Annotated in this window: 21 protein-coding genes; 3 read left to right on the top strand and 18 right to left on the bottom strand. The window is 55.2% G+C overall.

From position 1 onward, the window contains the following. Window positions 1–66: 66 nt before the first annotated feature. Window positions 67–381, bottom strand: coding sequence for an isoamylase early set domain-containing protein (locus WCO56_00310; GenBank protein ID MEI7727983.1), 315 nt, complete (start codon window positions 379–381; stop codon window positions 67–69). Window positions 382–1,034: 653 nt separating this feature from the next. On the opposite strand from WCO56_00310, the gene WCO56_00315 reads away from it, so the two are divergent. Continuing rightward, window positions 1,035–1,613, top strand: coding sequence for a TIGR00730 family Rossman fold protein (locus tag WCO56_00315; GenBank protein ID MEI7727984.1), 579 nt, complete (start codon window positions 1,035–1,037; stop codon window positions 1,611–1,613). A gap of 198 nt (window positions 1,614–1,811) precedes the next feature. Here the strand turns inward: WCO56_00315 and WCO56_00320 are convergent, their stop codons facing one another. The 12 genes from WCO56_00320 to WCO56_00375 all read right to left on the bottom strand — a co-directional run bounded on the left by WCO56_00320 (window position 1,812) and on the right by WCO56_00375 (window position 14,575). Beyond that, the gene (locus WCO56_00320; protein ID MEI7727985.1) at window positions 1,812–3,095 is read right to left on the bottom strand and encodes an aminopeptidase P family protein; all 1,284 of its coding nucleotides are present in this window, start codon (window positions 3,093–3,095) and stop codon (window positions 1,812–1,814) included. Window positions 3,096–3,122: 27 nt separating this feature from the next. Next, window positions 3,123–4,277 carry a HAMP domain-containing sensor histidine kinase gene (locus WCO56_00325; protein ID MEI7727986.1) on the bottom strand — a complete coding sequence of 385 codons (1,155 nt, stop codon included), beginning with the start codon at window positions 4,275–4,277 and terminating at the stop codon, window positions 3,123–3,125. A 92-nt stretch (window positions 4,278–4,369) separates the two neighbouring features. After that, a complete protein-coding gene (locus WCO56_00330) occupies window positions 4,370–5,410 on the bottom strand; it encodes a UDP-glucose--hexose-1-phosphate uridylyltransferase (protein MEI7727987.1) in 1,041 nt (346 codons plus the stop codon). 76 nt (window positions 5,411–5,486) lie between these two features. Beyond that, complete coding sequence (galK, locus tag WCO56_00335) at window positions 5,487–6,665, bottom strand: galactokinase (protein ID MEI7727988.1); 1,179 nt, start codon at window positions 6,663–6,665, stop codon at window positions 5,487–5,489. A 155-nt stretch (window positions 6,666–6,820) separates the two neighbouring features. Further along, window positions 6,821–7,522: an L-ribulose-5-phosphate 4-epimerase AraD gene (gene araD / locus WCO56_00340; protein ID MEI7727989.1), complete on the bottom strand. Its 702-nt coding sequence runs from the start codon at window positions 7,520–7,522 to the stop codon at window positions 6,821–6,823. A gap of 134 nt (window positions 7,523–7,656) precedes the next feature. Continuing rightward, complete coding sequence (locus WCO56_00345; protein ID MEI7727990.1) at window positions 7,657–9,312, bottom strand: hypothetical protein; 1,656 nt, start codon at window positions 9,310–9,312, stop codon at window positions 7,657–7,659. 88 nt (window positions 9,313–9,400) lie between these two features. Next, window positions 9,401–9,766, bottom strand: coding sequence for a hypothetical protein (locus WCO56_00350; GenBank protein ID MEI7727991.1), 366 nt, complete (start codon window positions 9,764–9,766; stop codon window positions 9,401–9,403). A 3-nt stretch (window positions 9,767–9,769) separates the two neighbouring features. Further along, the gene (gene pdxA / locus WCO56_00355) at window positions 9,770–10,756 is read right to left on the bottom strand and encodes a 4-hydroxythreonine-4-phosphate dehydrogenase PdxA (GenBank protein ID MEI7727992.1); all 987 of its coding nucleotides are present in this window, start codon (window positions 10,754–10,756) and stop codon (window positions 9,770–9,772) included. A 12-nt stretch (window positions 10,757–10,768) separates the two neighbouring features. Beyond that, window positions 10,769–11,758: a peptidyl-prolyl cis-trans isomerase gene (locus WCO56_00360; GenBank protein ID MEI7727993.1), complete on the bottom strand. Its 990-nt coding sequence runs from the start codon at window positions 11,756–11,758 to the stop codon at window positions 10,769–10,771. Between the two features lie 51 nt (window positions 11,759–11,809). Beyond that, complete coding sequence (locus WCO56_00365) at window positions 11,810–12,946, bottom strand: sugar phosphate nucleotidyltransferase (GenBank protein ID MEI7727994.1); 1,137 nt, start codon at window positions 12,944–12,946, stop codon at window positions 11,810–11,812. Window positions 12,947–12,976: 30 nt separating this feature from the next. Next, complete coding sequence (gene trpA, locus WCO56_00370) at window positions 12,977–13,777, bottom strand: tryptophan synthase subunit alpha (GenBank protein MEI7727995.1); 801 nt, start codon at window positions 13,775–13,777, stop codon at window positions 12,977–12,979. A 33-nt stretch (window positions 13,778–13,810) separates the two neighbouring features. Continuing rightward, the gene (locus tag WCO56_00375) at window positions 13,811–14,575 is read right to left on the bottom strand and encodes a type III pantothenate kinase (protein MEI7727996.1); all 765 of its coding nucleotides are present in this window, start codon (window positions 14,573–14,575) and stop codon (window positions 13,811–13,813) included. 696 nt (window positions 14,576–15,271) lie between these two features. Here WCO56_00375 and WCO56_00380 point away from each other — a divergent pair. Further along, a complete protein-coding gene (locus WCO56_00380; protein MEI7727997.1) occupies window positions 15,272–16,396 on the top strand; it encodes a hypothetical protein in 1,125 nt (374 codons plus the stop codon). 95 nt (window positions 16,397–16,491) lie between these two features. Next, entirely contained in the window at window positions 16,492–17,283 is a 792-nt protein-coding gene (locus WCO56_00385) for a PEP-CTERM sorting domain-containing protein (protein ID MEI7727998.1), read from the top strand. Window positions 17,284–17,761: 478 nt separating this feature from the next. Here WCO56_00385 and WCO56_00390 read toward each other — a convergent pair whose 3' ends face one another. The 5 genes from WCO56_00390 to WCO56_00410 form a co-directional block, all read right to left on the bottom strand. Beyond that, complete coding sequence (locus WCO56_00390) at window positions 17,762–17,935, bottom strand: hypothetical protein (GenBank protein MEI7727999.1); 174 nt, start codon at window positions 17,933–17,935, stop codon at window positions 17,762–17,764. 28 nt (window positions 17,936–17,963) lie between these two features. Beyond that, on the bottom strand, window positions 17,964–18,431 hold the full coding sequence (locus WCO56_00395; GenBank protein MEI7728000.1) for a hypothetical protein: 468 nt from the start codon (window positions 18,429–18,431) through the stop codon (window positions 17,964–17,966). A 116-nt stretch (window positions 18,432–18,547) separates the two neighbouring features. Then, window positions 18,548–18,967, bottom strand: coding sequence for a hypothetical protein (locus WCO56_00400; GenBank protein MEI7728001.1), 420 nt, complete (start codon window positions 18,965–18,967; stop codon window positions 18,548–18,550). 5 nt (window positions 18,968–18,972) lie between these two features. Beyond that, window positions 18,973–20,133: a type II secretion system F family protein gene (locus WCO56_00405; GenBank protein ID MEI7728002.1), complete on the bottom strand. Its 1,161-nt coding sequence runs from the start codon at window positions 20,131–20,133 to the stop codon at window positions 18,973–18,975. Between the two features lie 41 nt (window positions 20,134–20,174). Further along, the gene (locus WCO56_00410; GenBank protein MEI7728003.1) at window positions 20,175–21,176 is read right to left on the bottom strand and encodes a type II secretion system F family protein; all 1,002 of its coding nucleotides are present in this window, start codon (window positions 21,174–21,176) and stop codon (window positions 20,175–20,177) included. Between the last annotated feature and the right edge of the window lie 337 nt (window positions 21,177–21,513).

Below are 21,513 nucleotides of genomic sequence, written 5' to 3' on the forward strand. Positions count from 1 at the left end.
CATGCAGCGACGCAAGTCTTACTTCACCCGAGACGCTGAATATAATGTGGGGATGGGCGGGCCCGCTCAACTCACCGGCACTAGGCAGACGCGTTCGCCCTTGTCATTGCGGGTAATGCCTTGGGCGCGCGGATCGAGCGTCAATTGCCCATCCACCATGAACGCGTACCGGTGATGGCCATGGACTAACTCCATGGTCAGGAACCAGCCGCCGTCCGGAAGCTGGCGCATGAGGTGCTGCGTTCCATCCCATTCATTAAAATCTCCTACCACACTCACGGACTGCGCGTGTGGCGCATTACAAATGAAATTGATCGCCCGCAAGGTTTTCTTGGGCACCGGGCGCTTCAATCCAAAACCACTGTTCGTCATATACGTCATAACACCTGTTCAACCACATCGCGTGGATGCATCTCCTGCCACCACGTCCATCACCACGAGCATTTGCAAACGTGTGATAGAGCCAGTTTTATGCGAGTCTGGCCAGATGACAAGCTTTTCATTTGGACACCCGTGATTTTTTTGAAATTCATTTCCAAACATGCACTCTCCTGGCGTCCGGGAATATACGAAGCCTCCTGTTCCTGACCCGCCGCCCTGCTGCCCAAACGATTCGATCCCGGCGTCTTATTGCGCGTCCTGCATCAGATGATCCACCCGGTGAAGTGATGGCGGATAGCAGGCTTGTGCCATGTAATGGCGATGTGGTTCATCCCAGCATTGACCCGGCGCGGCGGTTTCCCCTACTCTCCCCACGAACCCCCACTTCCAGGTTCATGGGTTCAAAGAGCGAAATTCTTCTGTTCGGAGAAGTCTCACCTGTATCCTCTCCCTCGGGGAGAGGATTGCATTATCCGGCTGAGGGAATCGGCTTAATCGCTTCACTTGCTTGCGGGTAATTCCGCAGCCATGGGCCCCCCCGAACCACCGCTTCCAGCTTAAACCAAACCGGGCTTGAGGCAGCCCTGGGGTGGCGTTGCGGCATAGTCTTTGCCCTCGACTAATTGCCGGTGCTTCGCAATATTGGACGGCAGATGAAGCGAGTGTGTGTGCAATGCGGTTCGAATCCCGGTTTTGCGCCCGTCTATCTGGAGGCGGCGCGTGAGCTGGGACGCGTGCTGGGCCGCCAGCGCCTGGAGCTGGTTTATGGTGGGGCGGCGGTCGGCCTGATGGGCGCGGTCGCGGATGAGGCGCTCACGGCCGGAGCGCGGGTGATCGGCATCATTCCCGAATCGTTTGCGCACCGGATCGCGCACCTGCGGTTGACGGAGTTGCACGTGGTGCCGGGCATGCATGAGCGGAAAGCGATGATGTTCGAGCGGTCGGATGGGTTTGTGGCGTTGCCGGGCGGGTATGGCACGCTGGATGAAGTGTTCGAGGTGCTGACGTGGGCGCAACTGGGCTTTCACCAGAAGCCGTGCGGGCTGCTGAACGTCAACGGGTATTTCAACCGGCTGATCGGATTCCTAGATCATGCCGCCGCCGAGGGGTTCCTGAAGCCGGCGCACCGGGAGATGCTGCTGGTGGAGGACACCCCGGCCGCGCTGCTGGAGCGCCTGGCCGGTTATCATCCGCCGCAGGTGGATAAGTGGATGGAGAAAACACGCATGTGACCGGCCAGGTTATTCCCGCTGCAACGGGATTTTAGCTTTGGTGGAAAGGTAGCGGATTCCCAACGTGTGAAACCAATGAAATAGCTGGGTGGGAAAATCCATCAAACGCCAAAGGCGCTGAGCAAACGGCGGGTAATGGGTTGCAGGAAACCTACTCGTAATCGTTACCAGGTTAATGCCAGCCTCTCGTTGCCTCGGTTATTGCATCAGGGCTTCGATTTCGTCGGCCTCAATGGGAATGCCAGCCATTAAGTCCACCGGGCCACCCTCGGTGAGGTGGATGGTGTTTTCGGTGCGGATGCCGAAACCTTCTTCCTTGATGTAGATGGCTGGTTCGCAGGTCAACACCCAGCCGGGCTGTAATTTCTGATGCACATACATCACATCATGCACATCCAACCCGATGGGGTGCGCCACGCCATGCATGAAATATTTACGCACGGCGGGATTGTCCGGGTCCTGTTTCCGAATATCCGCCAGTTTGAGCAGGCCAAGGTCCACGCATTCCTTTTCAATGAGTTGCTCGGTCTCACGGCGTAAATCCAGGATGGATTTGCCGGGTTGCATGGCTTGGACGATCTGCCGGAACACGCGCAGAACGGCTTGATACACCTGCTTCTGCCGGCGGGTGAATCGCCCGCTAACGGGAATGGTCCGGGTGAGATCGGACATATAGTTACCGTACCCGGCGGCGACATCCAGCAACAACAGGTCCCCGCGTTTGCACACCTGATCGTTCTGATTGTAATGGAGCACGCAGTTATTTCCGCCGCTGGCGATAATCGGCGGATAGGCGAAACCGCCACGGTGCCGGATAAACTCATACGCGAAATCCGCCTCGACTTCCGCCTCGTTGATGCCCGGCTTGACCCGCTTCAGTACACGCCGAAAACCTTTCCCGGTAATATCACAGGCCTGCTGAATCAACTCGACTTCGAGCGGCAGTTTGAGGATGCGCAAGTCATGCATCAATTGGGCGAGCCGATGGTAGGTGTGCAATGGATAGCGCGCCTGGCACTGACGGATGAAACGGGCATCCCGGGTTTCCACGCTGATGGCGGCGCGATAATGTTCATTCGCGTTCAGGAACACGTGGTCTGACTCGCACATCAACTGGTGGAACACCGAATCAAAGTCGGCCAGCCATTTGATGGTTTTTATGCCGGTCAGTTTGATGGCCTCGTCTTTGGAAAGTTTGTGCCCTTCCCAAATGGCCGACAGGTCACTCGGTTGCCGCAGAAACAATACCTCCCGCAACTTCGCATCCGCCGCGTCCGGCGCCAGCACCAAAATGGTTTCTTCCTGCAAAACTCCGGTGAGATGAAACAGATCGGCGTTCTGATGATGGCCCAGCGACCCATCCGCATTGGTGGGCATGATATCGTTGGCATTCAGCACGACCAATGCGCGTTTGGGGAGCAGTTGCCGCAATCGCTCGCGATTTTGTACAAAAAGGTCCTGAGAGATGAGAACTGGTTTCATGATGATTTGATCTTAAAGGAACACTCTCTACGAAATTAATTGCTTGGGCAGAACAACTTGGAAAAGGGTGCCTTGCTCCGGCGTGGATTCAAACCCAACCGTGCCCTTGAGATAAGATTCCGTAAGCAATTTGGCGCCATACGTTCCCAAGCCGCGTCCGTTCCCCTTGGTCGAAAACGACCGGTTGAACAACTGGAGTTGTACTTTTTGAGGAATGACACCGGGATTATGCACAGTAAATTGCACGCCATCTCCAGCCGGCGCACAGCCGAGCGTGACGGTCTCCCCAGGGCGAATGGCTTCCAGGGCATTTTTCACCAAGTTACCCAACACCCGTTTCAGAATGGTGGCATCACTGATAAGGGCCATGCTGGGGCTGTTATCGGCCACCACCAGGTTCCGCTCCTTGGCAACCTCATGATTGCGAAATAAATCCACGACGCTCAGGAGCAGCATCTTGCTGTTCAGCGGGGTGGCAGCAACCACCAGCTCGTTGCTCTCCGCCATGGTCAGGTCTATCTGCGCCTGGATTTGGTCCAGCAGGTCGTGGCAGGCATGTTCGGCAACTTTCAACTCTGGCTTCAGGTTGTCTGGCACCTGAAATTTCAACAGGCCAAGCAACCCCTCCAATGCTCCAGCCGTATTGACGACGTCATGGAAGAAGATGCGTTCCAAGACACGCCGGCGTTTTTGATGACTGATGTCGCTGACGCTGAACAACGAAAAGGTTTGCCCTTCATGGGTAAACGGGCTGGCGTACACCAGGATGTCAAGCGCCTCGGTTTTACATTGAATTGTGCGGGTGAGCCGGCACTCCTGAAGGTCACTGTGCCCCGCCAGACTGGCGAGAATGGCTTTTACCGCGCCGCACTCGGAGCAAAAACGTGAAGTACCGCAGCCACCGGTATGTTCGCAGGCGTGAATACACCCCAGCGCCTCGCCGGGCCGCAACCCCAATAATTGATCACACGATCTATCCGGCGTCAGTTGCCGGACATTCTGACTGGCAAAAATAATCTGGCGTTGCGGATTAAGGACGAAAATATAGTTGAGTACCGAATTGAGCAGCTTGGGGGTAAGCGGCTGGGTGTCAAACGCCCTGGCCTGCTGGTGGACGATATTCACTGGCACCCGCTCCGCCGACGCGAAGTCAGTCAATGGTACTGTGGTCGCTGCTGCCATACAGAAGAAGACATATCAGAAATTCCAAGCGCTTTCAACATCTATCACCGCAGAAATCGTAGCTGGCTGGAAAAATGCCGCATAAGACCTGATTACTTCTGCCGATAATGGATGGTGGGCGTCTCGCGCAGCCTTTGGGCGGCTTGCTCGGGAGTTAAATCGCGTTGCGGTTCCGCCAGCATTTCGTAGCCCACCATGAATTTGCGGACCGTGGCCGAGCGCAACAGCGGCGGATAAAAGTGCGCGTGCAATTGCCAGTGGCGAAAGTCACCATCCTCGGTCGGTGCGCCATGCCAGCCCATGGAATACGGGAAGCTGGTTTCAAACAGATTATCGTAGCGGGTCAGACCGCGCTTGAGAATATCAGCCAGGGAAGCCCGTTCGATGGCAGTCAAATCCGTCAACCGGAGTACGTGTCGTCGCGGAACCAACAGTAGTTCAAACGGCCAGGTAGCCCAATACGGCACCACCAGCGCCCAATCCGCGTTGAGTTCAATCAGCCGGGTCTTGTTTTGGATCTCCTGTTTCACATAATCCAGCAGCAGCGGGCGGTGATTCTGCAATAAATACTGTTTTTGTGAAATTTCCTCCTGCATGACGAAGCGCGGCAAAAAGTTCCCGGCCCAAATCTGACCGTGCGGATGCGGGTTGGAGCAGCCCATCACGGCACCCTTGTTCTCGAAAATCTGCACCCACCGATAGCGCGCGCCGAGTTCGGATAATTGCTGCGCCCAAGTATTGATGACGTTAATGATTTGTTCCACTGGCATTTCAGGCAGGGTGAAATCATGACGCGGTGAAAAGCAGATCACGCGACAGGTGCCCTGAACCGGTTCGGCCCGAAACAGTTCGTCAGGCGCATTGCCTGTCATTGGCGTATCAGCCAGGAGCGCCGCAAAATCGTTAGCAAAGACATACACACCGTCGTACTTGGGATTCACCAACTCCCCTGCCCTTTGGTTACCCGGGCACAGATGGCACTGGGGATCATGCTGAGGCCGGCTTTCATTGCCGGTGCTTTCACGTTGCCCCTGCCAGGGACGCTGCGTGCGATGCGGGGAAACCAGAATCCAATCACCAGCGAGCGGATTATAGCGGCGGTGCGGGTGCAATTCAGGGTTAAAGTTATTCATGGCAATATGCGGTTGAATTCTCCCTGCCGGATTCAGACCGACAGCAGACTTGCATTCACTCAGTAAAGCTGGGCCGCTAGCCCTTGATCAACTTGGCACCATGCGCGGGCCGCGACACAAACAAGGTGGGCTTGATCTGGGTACGTTGCTGGTATTGTTCGGTGATAATCTGTGAGATGTTGCCAATGGCGGTATTCTTGACCAACGCCACGGCGCAACCACCAAACCCGCCGCCGGTCATGCGACAGCCAATAACGCCGCCTTGGAAGCCAATGCTTTGGGCGATTTCCACGATGACATCCAGTTCCGCGCAACTGACTTCATAATCATCCTTGAGCGAATAATGGCTGGCGTACATGAGCCGCCCGGCTTCTGGCCAATTGCCAGAACTGATGGCTTTGGCGGCGGTGGTGGTGCGTTCAATCTCGCCAATAATGTGACGGGCGCGGCGGAATACCACCGGATCCATTTTGGCCTTGGCCGCTTCGAGCATGGGCATTGTGGCATCGCGCAAGGCGGGCACTCCCAGAATGCTGGCGGCGGTTTCGCACTGTTTGCGCCGGGTCGGGTATTCGCTGCCGGTTAGTTCGTGCTTCACGTTGGTATTGATGATGAGCACAGAAACCTCCGGATCACTCATGGGCACCAGCTCGGTTTTCCGCGAGCGGCAGTCAAGCAGCAACACATGGTTGGCCTTGCCCATGACAGAGATGAATTGATCCATGATGCCGCATGGCATGCCGGCAAATTCATGCTCGGCCTTCTGGCACAGCAACGCCTTGTCCACCGGATCCAGCGTTTTACCCGTGACCGCCTCGAACAAGGTCGCACTCGACACCTCGAAGGCGGCGCTGCTGGAGAGACCACCCCCCAACGGCACGGAGGTGTCAATCATCACATCCAGGCTGCCCAAATCCGCACCGAGGCGTTGGAAACCGGCGATGACTCCCTTGACGTAGTTGGCCCATTTCGGTTGGCCCGGTTTCAAGGGTTCGTCGAGGTTGACCACGGCATCCCCTTCGAGGTTGGCGTCGGTCAGGAGGATGCGCGGAGAGTCCACGGTGCCAACAGGACGATCCGCCGCCAGCACGGTGTACCGCTCAATCGCCATGGGGAACACAAAGCCGTCATTGTAGTCCGTATGTTCACCGATGATGTTGACGCGTCCCGGCGCGGCGGCAATCCAACGAGGTTGACGTCCAAAACGCTTGGCGAATTTATCCGCCGTCTGCCTGGCAAAAGTATCAAGGTTCATGTTCATTTCTATTGTGTGGCTGATAAATAAGGTTAATTGGTGTTTGGTTCAACAAGAATCCGGCTTGAGGACGGCTTATTCCACCTTCCATTCCAGGATGCCACCGGAAAATTTGGGCGGCAGTTTGACCGTCAACCACCCCAAGGGGAGCCGTACTACTTTTGCCCGTAATAAGCCGTCGGGCCGTGCTTGCGCAGAAAGTGCTTATCCAAGAGCACCTGCGATATGGGTTGCGCTTGCGCGTTGACCCGGTACGTGGCCAGGGCGATCTCCGCCACCTTCTCCAGGATCATCGCGTTCTCCAGCGCCTTCTCCGTCGTGAATCCCCAGGTAAACGGACCATGACTGGCCACCAGCACCCCCGGGATCTGATCCGGATTCAACTTGCGCGAACGGAACGTCTCTTCGATCACCTTGCCGGTGTTCAACTCGTAATCCCCGTCAATCTCCTCCTGCGTCATCTGGCGCGTCAGCGGCACGGAACCATAAAACGTATCCGCATGCGTGGTCCCCAGGCAGGGGATTTCCCGACCGGCCTGCGCGATGGCCGTGGCATTCACCGAATGCGCATGCACCACTCCCCCGAGCGATTTAAAAGTACGGTACAGATGCAGGTGCGTGGGCGTATCCGAAGAAGGGCGATACTTGCCCTCCAGAACCTCCCCGGTACTGAGCGACAACACGACAATATCCTCCGGCTTGAGCTTATTGTAAGCCACGCCGCTGGGCTTGATGGCCATGATGCCCGCCTTGCGGTCCACGCCGCTGGCGTTGCCCCAGCTCAAAATCACCAAGCCGGCCTCAATGATGCCCACATTGGCCCGCCACACCCGTTCTTTTAATTGTTCAAACGCCATGTTTAGTCCTTCGTTCGGTACCGTGCTTATAAAGACCTTGCACGACAAAGAATCAACCAAATTTTTCCCAGTTTCTCATTTTATTGTCTTGCCCTCATTTTGCCAGCCGCCAAGCGGTGGGGAAATGGGAAAAATCAACGTGGCAAAGCGGGTTGCGCTGTGAATAACTGCACCTCACCCACCTGCGGCGAATAAATGGCGGCATCACTGCTCAGTTCAATCTTCAGGTAGGCCGCCGGAACGGCCAACTCTTTCACTGGCATCAACACCACGCGCGACCAACCGGATTTGATGGCGACGGTTTCCTTTGCGATGTCCACTTCGTGCCACTGCTGTTTGTCCGCCGAAGTGAAAATACGAACCTTTGGTCCGGCCTTGCCTGCAAAGGTTCCGGTGACATAGGTGGTGATCTTGAACCGCGAGATGGCGTTACCGCGATAAACGACGTGCTGCGGCATATTGGTTCCACTGCGGCGCAAACGTTGCATGCGTCCCTCGAAATAATCGGGATTACTGGAATCGAAAATCAAGTTATCGGTGTGGCTGAAAACGTTTGAGAAATCACGCAGCGCGTCCACAAACGGCGAGCCTTGCACCAACGGAACACTGGCGGGCGGCACAGTCTCGGCCGGCAGCCACGCCAAGCCGGCACGCCCAAACTCTTCCCGGTTCGGCGCGCGTCCATGCTTGGCGGTGAAGTCGGCGACATAAGCCCGGGCTTGCTCCAAGAACTTCTGGTGCGTGAAATACACCGGCTGCTTGATGCCCTGATCGTCAATCAGCCAGAAGCCGCGCTGCCGGCCTTCGGGAGTGACTTCATTGTTATACATCTCCCAGTAAAGGATGAAGGGACAACCCCAGCTTAAGCCGGCGCGCATGACATGCCGCGCCAGCGTGGCCTGCGCCTGCGCCGTGTTACCCAGCAACAGCATTCCATATTCGCCGATGAAGACACGCTTGCCGGGAATTGCCGGTTTGGGCGTCAGCCGCGCCTGAAGATAATCCAGCGACTCGGCGTAGCTCTTTTCGATATCGCCATGCTGCGCGTCGTAACTGGAATAGGAAACGAAGTCCGGGTTGGTTTGCGGCAGCACTTTGTTGGCGACGCGCACCTTTCCCTCCATCGCGTCGCGCACACGGTTCACCTCAATATAATAATAGACGTACACATTGGCGTGCGGTGTTTCGCGCCGGGCGTCGTCCACGGCTTTCTGCCGGGTATTGGCCCAGTTGATCATGTCCTGAACCTCTTCGGTGGATGGCACGTACTTCGGGTTGGTGTGGGTCAACAGCCAGTCACCTTCCCAATTACCCAGATAAAACGACTTTCCCGTGCCGTTGTAGGTTTTCAGCAGATACTTCGCCAGTTCGTAGGTTTCTTCACGTTCGGCACCCAACCGTTTCGCCGCAAACGCCCCACCGCCCGGCGCGCTCAGAGGCGACACCCACATCACATAATGGGCAAACGGCAGCTCAAACACCGCCCGAACCGCCGGGTCGCGCTCGGCGGTTTCAGCCAGGGTGCGCGGTTTTGGCGTAACGCCGCCCTGGGGTGTCAGTGAAAATTTAAGCGTGCTCGACCCCATTGCCAAGATAGCGCGGGCGGTTTCGACAAGCTTCGGTTCTTTGGTAAACTGATAGGAAGCGCCGATGGTTTGCGTGCCGATGACGTAATTATACGTATCCAACGACGCGCCCCCAACGGCCGCAGCCCCTGCACCTTGGGCAAGCACCAGCAGGACTACCCCGATGGCAAGTCTCGGCAGTTTTAACAGGTCAACGATTGTCATACGCCAATAATGCCAATGCTCGGATAGGATGGCTACACGATTGGTTTAGGACGATGAATTCGGACCAGTGGATGACTAAAATCGGGGTTCAAGGCACGCGCAATTGGCCCTTGGAATTCAGGATCATTTCGGGGCGGCCTTTGAACTCGGTCACTTTACCGCTGACTTCGACGGTCTGGTTCGAGAGGGCCTCCAGGTTGGTGAAAATATTGAAGTTTTTGGCAAACACTACCGCCGTGAAGACTTGTTTGGGGTACTTTTCCTCAAAGTTGAGCCGGATGATTTTATCGTTCTTATGCACCTCGGCAACCCGGCCCACCACAACGGCATTAGTGCCAATTACACTGCGGGCGTCTTTGGCTGGAGTGGGTTTCACCAATTCCCCGGTTTGGGCGAAGCAAAGCAGCGCGGCCCCGAGACCAAGCGCCATCAGAATGGGTTGATTTTTTTTCATAGATCAGTGTTTTTGGTTGGCAAGTTGTTTGGCCAGACGCAGCGCGGCCACCATGCTGTAGGCATTCGCAACGCCCCGCCCGGCGATGTTATACGCAGTGCCATGATCGGGCGACGTGCGGATGAATGGCAGCCCCAGCGTCCAGTTGATCCCGCCCTCGAAGGCCACCATTTTCAAGGGGGCCAATCCCTGGTCGTGATACATGGCCACCACGGCGTCATAATCCCCGCGATAGACGTAATAAAAAAGCGTATCCGCCGCAAACGGCCCCTCGGCGTCCACCCCGCGCGCCCGCACAGCGTCCACGGCGGGCCGGATGGTGGTGATTTCCTCGGTTCCAAATTCCCCGCCTTCCCCGGCGTGAGGATTCAGGCCGCAAACACCCACCTTGGCACGCGGCAGACCGAGATCGCGGCAAGCCTGCGCGGCCAGTTCAATGGCCAGTTCCACCTTGGTCCGGGTGATCGCCGCCGCGAGTTTTTGCATGGCAATATGGGTGGTTACCAGCGCCACGCGCAGCCAGCGACCGCGGTCATCCGCCCCCAAAAGCATCATCGCCGTGCGGTCCGTGCCGGAAAATTGGGTCAACAATTCGGTCTGCCCGACGAACGGGATGCCCGCACGATTGATGGCTTCCTTGTTCACCGGTGCCGTGACCATTGCGGCAATCTCCCCGCGCCGACAGCGTTGGGCAGCGTCGTTCAGCCAGGCGACCGCCGCACGAGCGGCTTCGGAATCGCCGGCTTTTAAATCCAGAGGCAAAGCAGCGGAAAGCGGATTGTGAACAAAAAAACGCCCGGTGGTTTGCGTATCCGGAAGACCTTCCTGAAGCGGAAGATTAAGCCCCAACTGAAGGTTCAGCCGCTGCAACCCTGGAAAATCTCCCAACAATAAATAGCGCGTTGAATCCGCATTGACTTCGGCCGCGAGCGCTTTGAGTGCGACCTCCGGGCCAATCCCGGTGACATCCCCCAAGGTGATTCCAATCATACGCACCACTGGCTAATTACTGATCAGGTGGACGTAGGTGCTCTTTTCCATCTTGGCGACCCAATTCTTGCGCAAACGTTCCAGTTCCTGATCGGCCAGTTTTTGCTCGATCACCTCGCGCACCTCAGCAAGGGGGCGGACGTGCTGGAGAACGCGTTCTTCGAGGTACAGAATCAGGTAACAATCCGGCAACTCAATCACCCGGCTATGTTGCTTGGGCTTGAGCGCAAAAGCGATGGCATCCGATTCCTTGGGTAAATCTCCTTTTTCCCAGCCGTGCCAGGCAGAAGGTTTTTCGGGAGCGGCATCCCAGCGGCCACCGGGTTCCCTCTCCTTCAGGTCATGATACTGATCCGCGAGTTTGACGAACTCCGAACCACCATCCAGTTGGGCGACAATCTGCTGGGCGAGTTTGGCGGCGTCCGTTCGGCTCTTGGAAATCTGAAGCCGACGCAATTTGACATTTTCTTTGACAATAAAATTCGTCTGGTTGGCAGCGTAAAAGGATTCCAGTTTATAGGGGCTGACGAGGATCTTTTCGCGCGGCACAAAATGCGCGTTCATGAAGCTGACAATCAGGTTTTCCCGTTCTTCCCGGTACCAGGACTCGTAGGTTCTTCCCTGGGCTTGCAGGGAACGGACAAGGTTGGCGCGATTTTGGAACTGCCCTTCCTTGATCTTTTGCTCGATTCGCCGCTCGATGACGCTTTCCGGAACGGAAAAATTACGTTTATACTCATACATGATCATCTGACGCTCGATTTTGATGCGGGCGGATTCGCGAATCGCATCAGTGACCTCGGACTCGAGTACTTGCGGTTGGCCCATCAGCCTGGTTTGCAGGCTGCGGATGGTGGGCAGCGCAAGGCGTTGGATTTCCGACAGCGTAATAATGCTGTCTTCCACCACGGCGGCCACGCGATCAAAGGCGGGCAGTTCCTGGGCTGTCACCGTGCCCAAGCCGCCCATCGCCATCAGTAAAATTAAGCCAAATTGCTTCATAGCAGGTGCAGTGTAGAGGTGAAAACCGGGCGGGTCAAGGATGCCGCCGGGTTAAAGCAATTTTTTATATTCGGGCTTATCCGCCAGCTTTTTCACCATTTCCTTGACCTTTTGCGCCTGGCTCTTGTGCGCCACCATGGTGGCATCGTCCGTAAGCACCAGAATGGCGTCGCGCAGGCCAACGAAGGCAATGGGGGTGCGATGCTTGGTGCGGGCGTCGAAGATGATATTACGGGCCGCGTCCACGTGGATGAAATCACCCACCACGGCATTGCCCTCCGGGTCCGCCTTGAGATGCCGGCCAATGGCATTCCAGGAACCCAGATCATCCCATTCAAACGCGCCGTCCGCCACGACGACATTGTGCGCCTTTTCCAGCAGCGCAAAATCAATGGAGATTTTCTTCACCTCCGGGTATTCCTTGGCGAGCACCTTATCCAATTTCCCCTTGGCGGCGGCCTCGAACCAGCGGTGACAGGCGGATTCCATCTCCGGCTGGTGATTTTTCAAACCCTCGGTGATGGTGACAAACGACCAGAGAAACATACCCGCATTCCAACGGTAATGCCCGCTGTTGACATATTCGAGCGCCTTGTCGTAATGCGGTTTTTCCACAAATTGCTCCGCGCGGAAGAAACTGGTCTTGTATTGTTTTCCGCCATGCGGCGTTGGTAAATTATTCCCAACCTTGATGTAACCGTAGCCGGTGGAAGGCTCGGTAGGCTTGATGCCGATGGTCACGATTACCTGCCCGCGCGACGCCAGGTCAAAGGCATCGGCCAACACCTGCTGGAATTTCTTTTCCTCGGGAATCACGTGATCCGAGGGTAGGACGGCCATGACACCGGTGGTGCAACGTGAACCAACGATGGCGGCGCCGAGTGTCACCGCCGCGCAGGTGTCGCGACCCACCGGCTCGGCAATGATGTTTGCCTTGGGCAGCTTGGGAAGTTGCTTGCGCACCTCGTCCAATTGGGCGGCATTGGTGATCACCAGGACGTTTTTCATCGGCACCACCGGCAGCACACGATCCACGGCCTGCTGCAACAACGAGCGATCCCCCAACAATTTGATCAGTTGCTTGGGCGTCTTTTCACGGCTTACCGGCCAGAACCGCTCGCCGCGGCCCCCGGCCATGATGATGACGTAATAGTTATCGTGGGTGGTGAATTTGGTTTTGGCTGCCATAAACTGGTTCTTTCAATACTGGGTTGCGTTTTAAACTGACTTCACGGCCTCGGCCATGGTTTTGACATAGGCTGCTGTTTTGCTGACGAGGTCCGGCGAGCATCCGTGCGTGGCAATCTGGTTCACAATCGCGCTGCCCACCACCACCGCCTCGGCGTGGCGGGCGACCTCCCGCGCCTGTTCCGGGTTGGAAACGCCGAAACCCACCGCAATGGGCAGTTCGGTATGCTCGCGGATTTTATCGGTCATTTGGGCGATGGTATCCGAGACCTTGGTTTGCATGCCTGTCACGCCCTCGCGGGAGACATAATAAAGAAACCCGGCGGCATGTCTGGCAATCAAGCCCATGCGTTGTTCCGGCGTCGTCGGCGCGATCAAATAAATATTGCACAACCCTGCCTCTCGCATGAGGCGTTCATATTGCACCGCCTCCTCGGGGGGCAGATCCAGCGTCAGCAGACCATCCACACCAGCTTGGGCGGCATCGCGGACAAACCGTTCAAGCCCGTATTGGTGCAGGAGATTGTAATAAATGTAAAAGACGATGGGGAGTTGCGAAGCCTTGCGAATTTCGATCACCGTCTGCAAGACCTTGGGGAGTGTGGTGCCGCTCTCAATGCCGCGTTGAGCCGCGAGTTGATTCACCAAGCCATCCGCGAGCGGATCGCTAAACGGCACTCCGAGTTCAAGCACATCCACGCCGACCTGGTCAAACGCCACGGCCAATTGCCGCGTGGCTTCCAGGTTCGGATCACCGGCGCCGATATAAACCACGAAACCCTTTTTGCCAGTGCGTCGTAATTGCTGAAACCGTTCTTCAATTCGATTCATGTGGAACAAGTTTCAAGCGTTTGCGCCAAAGTTTCAAGCGTTTTGCGCAGCCCGATCATTAAGCCAGGCTAAGCGGATGCCCTCCAGCGTCAAGTTAGGCGCCACGGCGGTGATTTCCCGCAGGCCGGTAGCCATAAGTTTGGCGTAACCGCCCGTAGCCACCACGGGCAGACGCGGATATTTTAGTTCCTGCTTCAATTCCACGATCAATTGTTTCACCAACCCACGATACCCATGTACCGCCCCAATCAACATGGCCTCCTTAGTACACTTACCGATCACGGTGCGCACCTCGTGGATTTCAATCCGGGGCAGCAAGGCGGTTTTCTCATGCAAATACTCCGTCATAGCAGAAAGACCAGGGGCAATGATTCCCCCTACGTAATCCCCACGCCGATCCACCACGTCAAACGTGACGGCGGTGCCGAAATCCACCACCACTGAGGGCGCACCAAAGAAATGCCGCGCGGCAATCGCATTAGCCAGGCGATCCGGCCCAATCGTTTCCGGATGCGGGTACTGGATGCCGATGCCGCGCACCGTGGCGGGGGTTAGTTCCAAGACTTGCAGCTTCCAGGTTTCCCAGGCGAACCGCTCGATCAACGGGGTGATTTGCGGCACCACGCTGCATAGCGCCACGCCCGCCGGACGTTTCCCAGTGCAAAAACGTTTCACAAGGCGACCAGCCGTGTCCTCATGCCAATCATGCGTGGGCACATCCGCCTGCCGTAAAATTTTCTTTTCGCTGGCCCACCCCACATGCGTGTGGGTGTTACCAATATCGAACAGCAACAACATACGTCCGGGAGCTTATGCGGAAACCGCCCGGGGAGAAAGAGGGAAATTTATGGGGTTCTTTCCGGGTATTCGCAAAACCTCAGTAGAGGATTTTTGGTTCCAAATCCCCGCCTCCCGGTTGCTCGCTCATGGAATCAGCGCGCCACCGCGTCTTCGGTTTAGCGAAGCAATGTGATAGGTGCTCCCCTTTTCTGCCGCTCATCCAAATGGGAGAGTCACCTGAGGGTTTATCACCAGACCTTCCCAACCCGTATAATTCGTAACGCACCAAAGCGAACGGTTGGAAAGAAAACCACGCCAAAACTGCACCATTTCTGCACCGTTTTTGAGATTTAAACGGTGCAGTTTTATGGGAAACTTCGACTGGGGCGGGGCTTGCGCCTTGCCGCAGGCTATTATGGGCCAATCCGACTCCCGAATGAGCTTCCGGCTCCGCTCCTTGTCGTTGCGGCTCCGTACCTGCTTGGCCCTCGTAGTTAGTGCGGCAGGACTCCTCCGGGCCACCTCGGTTCCGGGTGTCACCTTCCACGCGCGCCACGCTCTTAGACCCCGGCAAGCCGGTCCTGCCCTCACCTTTATCAGGCAGTTCCGTGTTGGGTTCCGGTAGGCAGACGCCGTCCCCACTTGCGGTTGATGGTATCGAGGCTGAATCGCTTAAGCAGGATGTTTGCATTTCTTGCCCCCAATCCGAAAAACATGAAGACCAATCCGGCTATGAACGTCAAAGACACTATGAATATCGTCTCAGGCGTTCTGTCTAGCACCTTGTGGTTACTGCCATTGGCCGCACTCTGCGCCGCCGATGCCCCGTTAACTTTCCAGGATCCCAAGCCCCAGCGCTACGAGTTCACCGCGCGGGCCAGCCAGGTTGATCCGCGTGCCCGGCCGCACCCGGAAATTGATTTTGTCTTCGAGAAGAATGGCAAGCCTGCCGATGTCGAGCATGCGTCGGTGGATACACGGTTAAAGCCACAGGGTAAATTGGTGATCTGGCTCATGGGCTACGGCGCGCCGCTGTTCGAGCGCGTGAACAGTTATGGTTTGCACGCCATCCAGGTGCATTATGCGAACGGCTGGTTTGGCCAGTTTGGCAAGGAACCGCCGCCGGTGGATGATAAGTTCCTTGGTAAGATCCGGCTCGAAGCGGCGACCGGCGAGGATTTCAGCGACGTGGTAAATATCCCCAAGCCCGACGGCATGATGGAGCGCTCGGTACAATTCGTGAAATGGTTGGCGAAGGAAAACCCACTGGGCCGCTGGGACTATTTCCTGACTGATGATCGGCAGGGGCTCCGTTGGGATCGTGTGATCATCTCAGGCGCTTCACACGGTTCAACCACGGCGGCGCGGTTTGCCAAACACCAACGCGTGGATCGCGTGGTGATGTTTTGCGGCCCACGCGACCAGTACGAGACCTGGCAAGGGTTGCCCTCCGCCACGCCAACGAACCGGTTCTTTGCCTTCAGCCATGTCCTCGATGGCGGTTGGACGGGGCATCATTATGATCGCTCGTGGGAATTGCTGGGCTTGAATCAGTGCGGTCCCATTGTGAACGTGGATAAAGTGGCACCGCCTTATGGCAACACCCGCCAGCTTATCACCGATGGCGACGTGAAGAACGATGCCAAGCGCGCACACAGTTCCGTAGTGCCCGGTGGCGCGGCGGTGAAGAACGCCGCCGGCAAGTTTGTTCACGAAGACGTCTGGCGCTACCTTTTCACTCATCCCGTGGACCAGGTGGGCAAGCCTGTGCCGCACGACCCGGCGTGTCCGCTGGATTTACGATCTTTGGCCAAGCCAGCCGCAAAGAAAAGTCAGTAATCCTAACTATTAGGTCGCCTTGAAGTTAGTGATTGACTTTGGCCTGCTTCGCTTTACGCTATGGCCTCATGATAGTGAAGCAAAGCCGAACTGTTATGAGTCAAAATCGAACTGTTTTAACCTCTTGTTTTTCAACCGGAGGAGCTGGTCAGCATCCTCGTCAGTCGTTTCGTATTTCAGGAATATTATTCCACAAATACTTGATGCTGCTGCTTGCAATCAGTGTGTTACCTTCGGTGTTCGGAGGCTCCATCATCACTGCCAATCTGCCAGCGGGTACCGCCATTGTAAATATTAACGCCCGACAGGATGGTGCAGGGAGTTACAATGGCGATCAATCGCTGTGGTATAATCCGTTTTTCACTGGTGGAGCCACCCAACTGCTTGAATATTCTGTGCAACCAGGTACCTATACCTTTCAAGTCATAAACCCCGCCGCCGCGGCGATTGCCTTCCCCGCGCTAACCCCCACCGATCTGAGTCAGATCTATACGGCATGGACCTACAATTCTCCGTGGATCACCGATTATCTGGTATTCGATATTGCGGCGGCAAGCTCGGGTTCAGTCCCGCAGCTTTTTGATGGCGCACCCGGGCCTGGCTTCAGTAGTGCTGCCGCTGCTTATAGTGACGCTGTGGCAAACGGATATTGCAATCTTATCCGCCCCGGGCCGCTTGGGCGGAAAGGCACAATATTAAGTTCAGATTACACCTTTACCTCCGCCACGACCTTAATCTTTGCGGTGCCGGATTACGGCCTGTATGACAATGGCGGGGGGATTTCCGTTGTGGTTGCACCGGTTCCCGAGCCGACCACTGCCTTCTTAGTGCTCGCATTTGCCGGAATCGGATTGGTGGCGCGTAAGCGGCGGCAGCGAGGGACCTGAAGGTCAAGGCTTCTGTTGGATTATATTTCTCAACTGCGAAGAATCGAATTTTCGTGTCCTGTTTGCGCAAGCGGTAATTACTCCAACTGGGATTAAGACGGCCTTGGTAATGATGAACGCCCGGCGGCACCATGTTTCAGCTTGGTGTGATGGCAATCGCAACTCGCGTAACAACAGCGGTGCGGGGTTCCTGCTTATTCATAACTCCAGACAACCAGCTTGCACAGAGCCAACAGCATCGAGCCCAGAACAGCAACGTTGATCAATCCGCCCAGCCAGGCTAAAATGAAGCCTGCCTTAACATGAAATATGGCAGGGTTCCAAAATTTATACGAATTCAGCCATACTCGGTAGCGACAGCGGATCGCCATAATCACGAATGGGATTCCAAACAACGGTATCAGGCCGGCCGCGCCATATCGGAAACAGCGGAGGGAATTTTCAATGACGAGTATTTTTATTTCTGGTTTTACCATGGCTAAGGAGCATTGGTTTGCACCTGAAAAACCTGGTTGGTACCGGCGGCTTCTCGCGCATGTCTGAGTTGCTGTTTCTCCAGGTGTTGCAGTTCACGCCGGAACAGGCTCAGCGTGCGCCCATTTGCCATCACCAGCAGAAACATGATGGCGGTCAACGCGACCATTAACACCATGGCGACACCCTGTTGTTGGCGCAGGGCCCTATTTGTTTTCCGAGGCAGTTTCATGCAGGTGGTTGGGTAAAACCGCAGTAAAGGTAAATAAGGGGGGCAAGCGCGCCGCATTTTGAGGCTTTTCCAATTCCAATTCCCAGTGGCACGCGGTAACGTAGTGCCGCGCTTCCAAAATAATTTTGGAAGTTTTGACGCCATATAAAATCCGGTTGTAATTGGTGTTCTCCGGCGCAGCACGCCAGACAAAACCACGCGCAAAGGCATACGTGATTATTCCGTTCGTTTGAGGAATGAATATGTAGTCATAGCCCTGATTGGTTTGCGTGCTCAATGGCCCACTTGCCCGTCGCAGCTCTGATCGCCATCGTTCTCCGGCCTGAAGGACTTTTAAAATGTCATTCACGTTGCGCTGCAAGTCACGATTTTTTTCAAAAGCACGATAGAAAAGGGAATATGCCAACGTCATCACCACCATTAAGATGGAGATATAGATCATGCATTCAACGAGCATGACGCCAGCGTCCCTAAAGTTTTGGCGCCATTTTATGGCATCTTCACTGCCAGTCCGCTTTTCCTGGCTGGTCCAACTGAGTCCGGATTGAGCACGTATCTTCATGGTGTACCGCCTCTCCCGGGGACTGGGATTAACCTCCCAAAACCCTCGCGAGTCACCATGCCACCTTGCGCACTCGTCAGTGGTCTCCATTCCAGCCGGACAAAATTATTGGAGCGAAGAAGCTGGAATTCACCCTTGCCAAGGTTGGTCAGCGCGCCAGCTTGAATAAAATACGGATGTACTCCGTCCACATAGGCACGCCACTCGCCCGCCAACAGGACTTCCATTTCGCCATCCACCAATTCCATGGCGATGGCCCGGCGATAGCAAGCGCGACAGGCTTGGTGATCCTGATAATAAGCAAACCCTAGCGGGATCATGGCCGCTGCCAGGATAGCCATGGCCACAACCAGCTCATTGGTCAAAAAACCGGATTGTCGGCGTGCTTCCACCGCCCTCGGTAAGCGAATTGACAATTGGTTTACCATAAGGTGCTGGCTTCAATTATACTTGTTAACATCATGAAGACCGCGACAATAATCGAGCCGATCAATGCTCCGTTGAGCAGCAGCAGGATACTGGTGATCACTTGCGCCGAGGTTTGTTCCTGTTGGTACGCTTTGGCTGCGAGCGATTCCAGCCAGCCAGCCAGCGCAACGCGGAATCCAACGGGGGAATGTTTGGCGTTCTCCAGTCGCCAGCTGAAATCAACGCTATCGTCCAATTGCGCCACCGCTTCGGTCAGTTTTTGGCCAGCTTGCAATTTCTGGATGGCATTTTCCACTCGTTTTTGGAAATGCCAATTGGCCGTGGAATCCCCGGCCACGCGCAGGGCTTTTTCCTCCGGCAACCCCGCGTCCAAAAGCAGCGCCAGTATGGCGGAGAAATCGCGGAGCATACGCTTGCGTTTCCATGGCAGTATCATTTCCTGCCACGACTTGACCGGAAACATTTCCACCTCCAGCCACCGTAGCCCAGCAGGTTCACCCGAATGTAGCCAGGCCGCCAACCAAGTGACGAGCGTGAGCGCAACGGCGGCCATCACCCACAACATGGGGTTATTGATGACATATTCACAATAAGCTGGAAAAACAACTGCATCCGCCACCTCATCATCGAAAATATATTTAAGTTTGGGGACGACGAAAATGGAAAGCATGAATAACACGCTGACTGCCGCGGGGCCACCTGTGAAACAAATACTCAGTAGAAAGTTTTCATTGCCGCGGGCTTCGGATTGTGAGGCGGTGAGGGTTTGCCGTGCGACGGGCAAAACATGGACAAGGTTGCCGGTTTCGATTCCAGCTTTGAGGATGGCTCTGATTTTTTGGGGCAGGAACTTAGGGTATTTGGCCAGAATGTCAGCAAACGTGAGCCCCTTTTCAATGTTGGCCGCAACCAGGTAAAATTCCACGCCAAGCGACCGCTCGCCGCTTTCAGCCATCAAGACCATGGATTGCTCAACACTGCGCCCTTGTTTTAAGTTGCGTTCCAGTAAATCCAGAAACAAACGCAGTCGTTCTCTGTTCCGAAGAGGCTTATACAGGAGATGAAAGCTGATGAAAATAATCACCAGCACAAGCAATCCCGCCACCAGGAATCCGACCACCAGTCTCACAATTTCTTCGTCATCGTTAGACATACAAAGTTGGGTGGTTGGAGCAATGGTTTTGGTGACACATATTAGTCCAAACAGATGAACAATGAATCATATAGAGCGCGGAAAATGCCTTGGTTCAAAGCCAGTATTTGGACGCCTATCATCAACCCGATGATGACAATGGATATTGGAACGACGGCATACAAACAAATCTCCATCCGTTGCATGGCCCGTTCATAGTATATCTCCGCAGCTTGTGCCAGCCCGGCGGCACACTCTTCACCACTGTTGATCACAATCCAATAAAACAGCGAAGGAATATATTTTCGCGAACTTGCAAAATCTTTGAATTGACCTTGCCCGGAAATAACATTCTTTTGCCATTGTTCGAGTTCTTTGCCATATTGAGTTTCCGTTTGAATCGGCGCAAGAAGGCTTATTGACTCTGATAAACTGCAGCCCCCTCGAAGCAAAATACTCATAGAACGGGCCAGATTGGCCAGGTGAGCGTCCTTGAATCCGGGCAAACAGCCGACCACCTTTCTTTTGACGGATGGAATGAGGAATGCCAGCAGGAAAGAAAAAAAGATCAAACCAAAAAATGCTGGAAAAAGAATCAAAGCGAGGAATGGCCAGAACGAGAGGCCAAAAAATGATCCTGAACCGAGAACTCCGTCCATTAATTGGCTGGTGATCGTGTGAAAAAGCAGCGCGACCAGCACGGTTACAAAAAACGATATTCCCAGCACGATCCCAGGATATACCATCAAAGTTTTGAGTCTGGTTTTCAGCGAATTCATCCGCTGGTAATAATCCGCAATGAGGATCAGGACGCCGGGCAAATCATTGCTTTTCACGCCGATCTGGATCATGCGCACGTACAGTTCCGGCAAGTTGCGTTTGGCGATGGCCGTACATAGGGGAGTACCCTGAGTGAGGTCGTTTTCCAACCGGGCCAATTCTTCGCGCAACTGACCGCGCTGCATGTCAGCACACAGTTGTTTGAGTGCCCCTTCCAGAGGCACACCGGTTTTCAACATGGCTGCCAGTTGCCGATTAATGAATGCAAATTCGTCGGTTTTCATATCTTCCCACTGTTCCGTGCCGCGACTGCCGTGGTTGGCCTTCCCCGCTTTTGAGAAAAAGAATTATAATCGGGGACAACACAACTGAGGCTATCCCGAATTTACAGCCAAGACAATGCCAAATCCATCTTGATTCGGAATGCTCCAGCGTCCAATCATCGGCTTGTCGTATTTGCTGTTTGCAGAGTAATTTCGCCGGTGATCGGGATGGTCTCGTAGCATACCGTTTCTGCCGTTACCTTGACGTTGGTTTTGGCCATCTTTCCATTTGAGGTTCGCCGTGTTAGCGTGACTGGCCTTGGCTGCAAAATCCGTTTCGTCCGCAGTTGTTCCTTAC

It is taken from the genome of Verrucomicrobiota bacterium, from assembly GCA_037139415.1.
Taxonomy (GTDB): domain Bacteria; phylum Verrucomicrobiota; class Verrucomicrobiia; order Limisphaerales; family Fontisphaeraceae; genus JBAXGN01.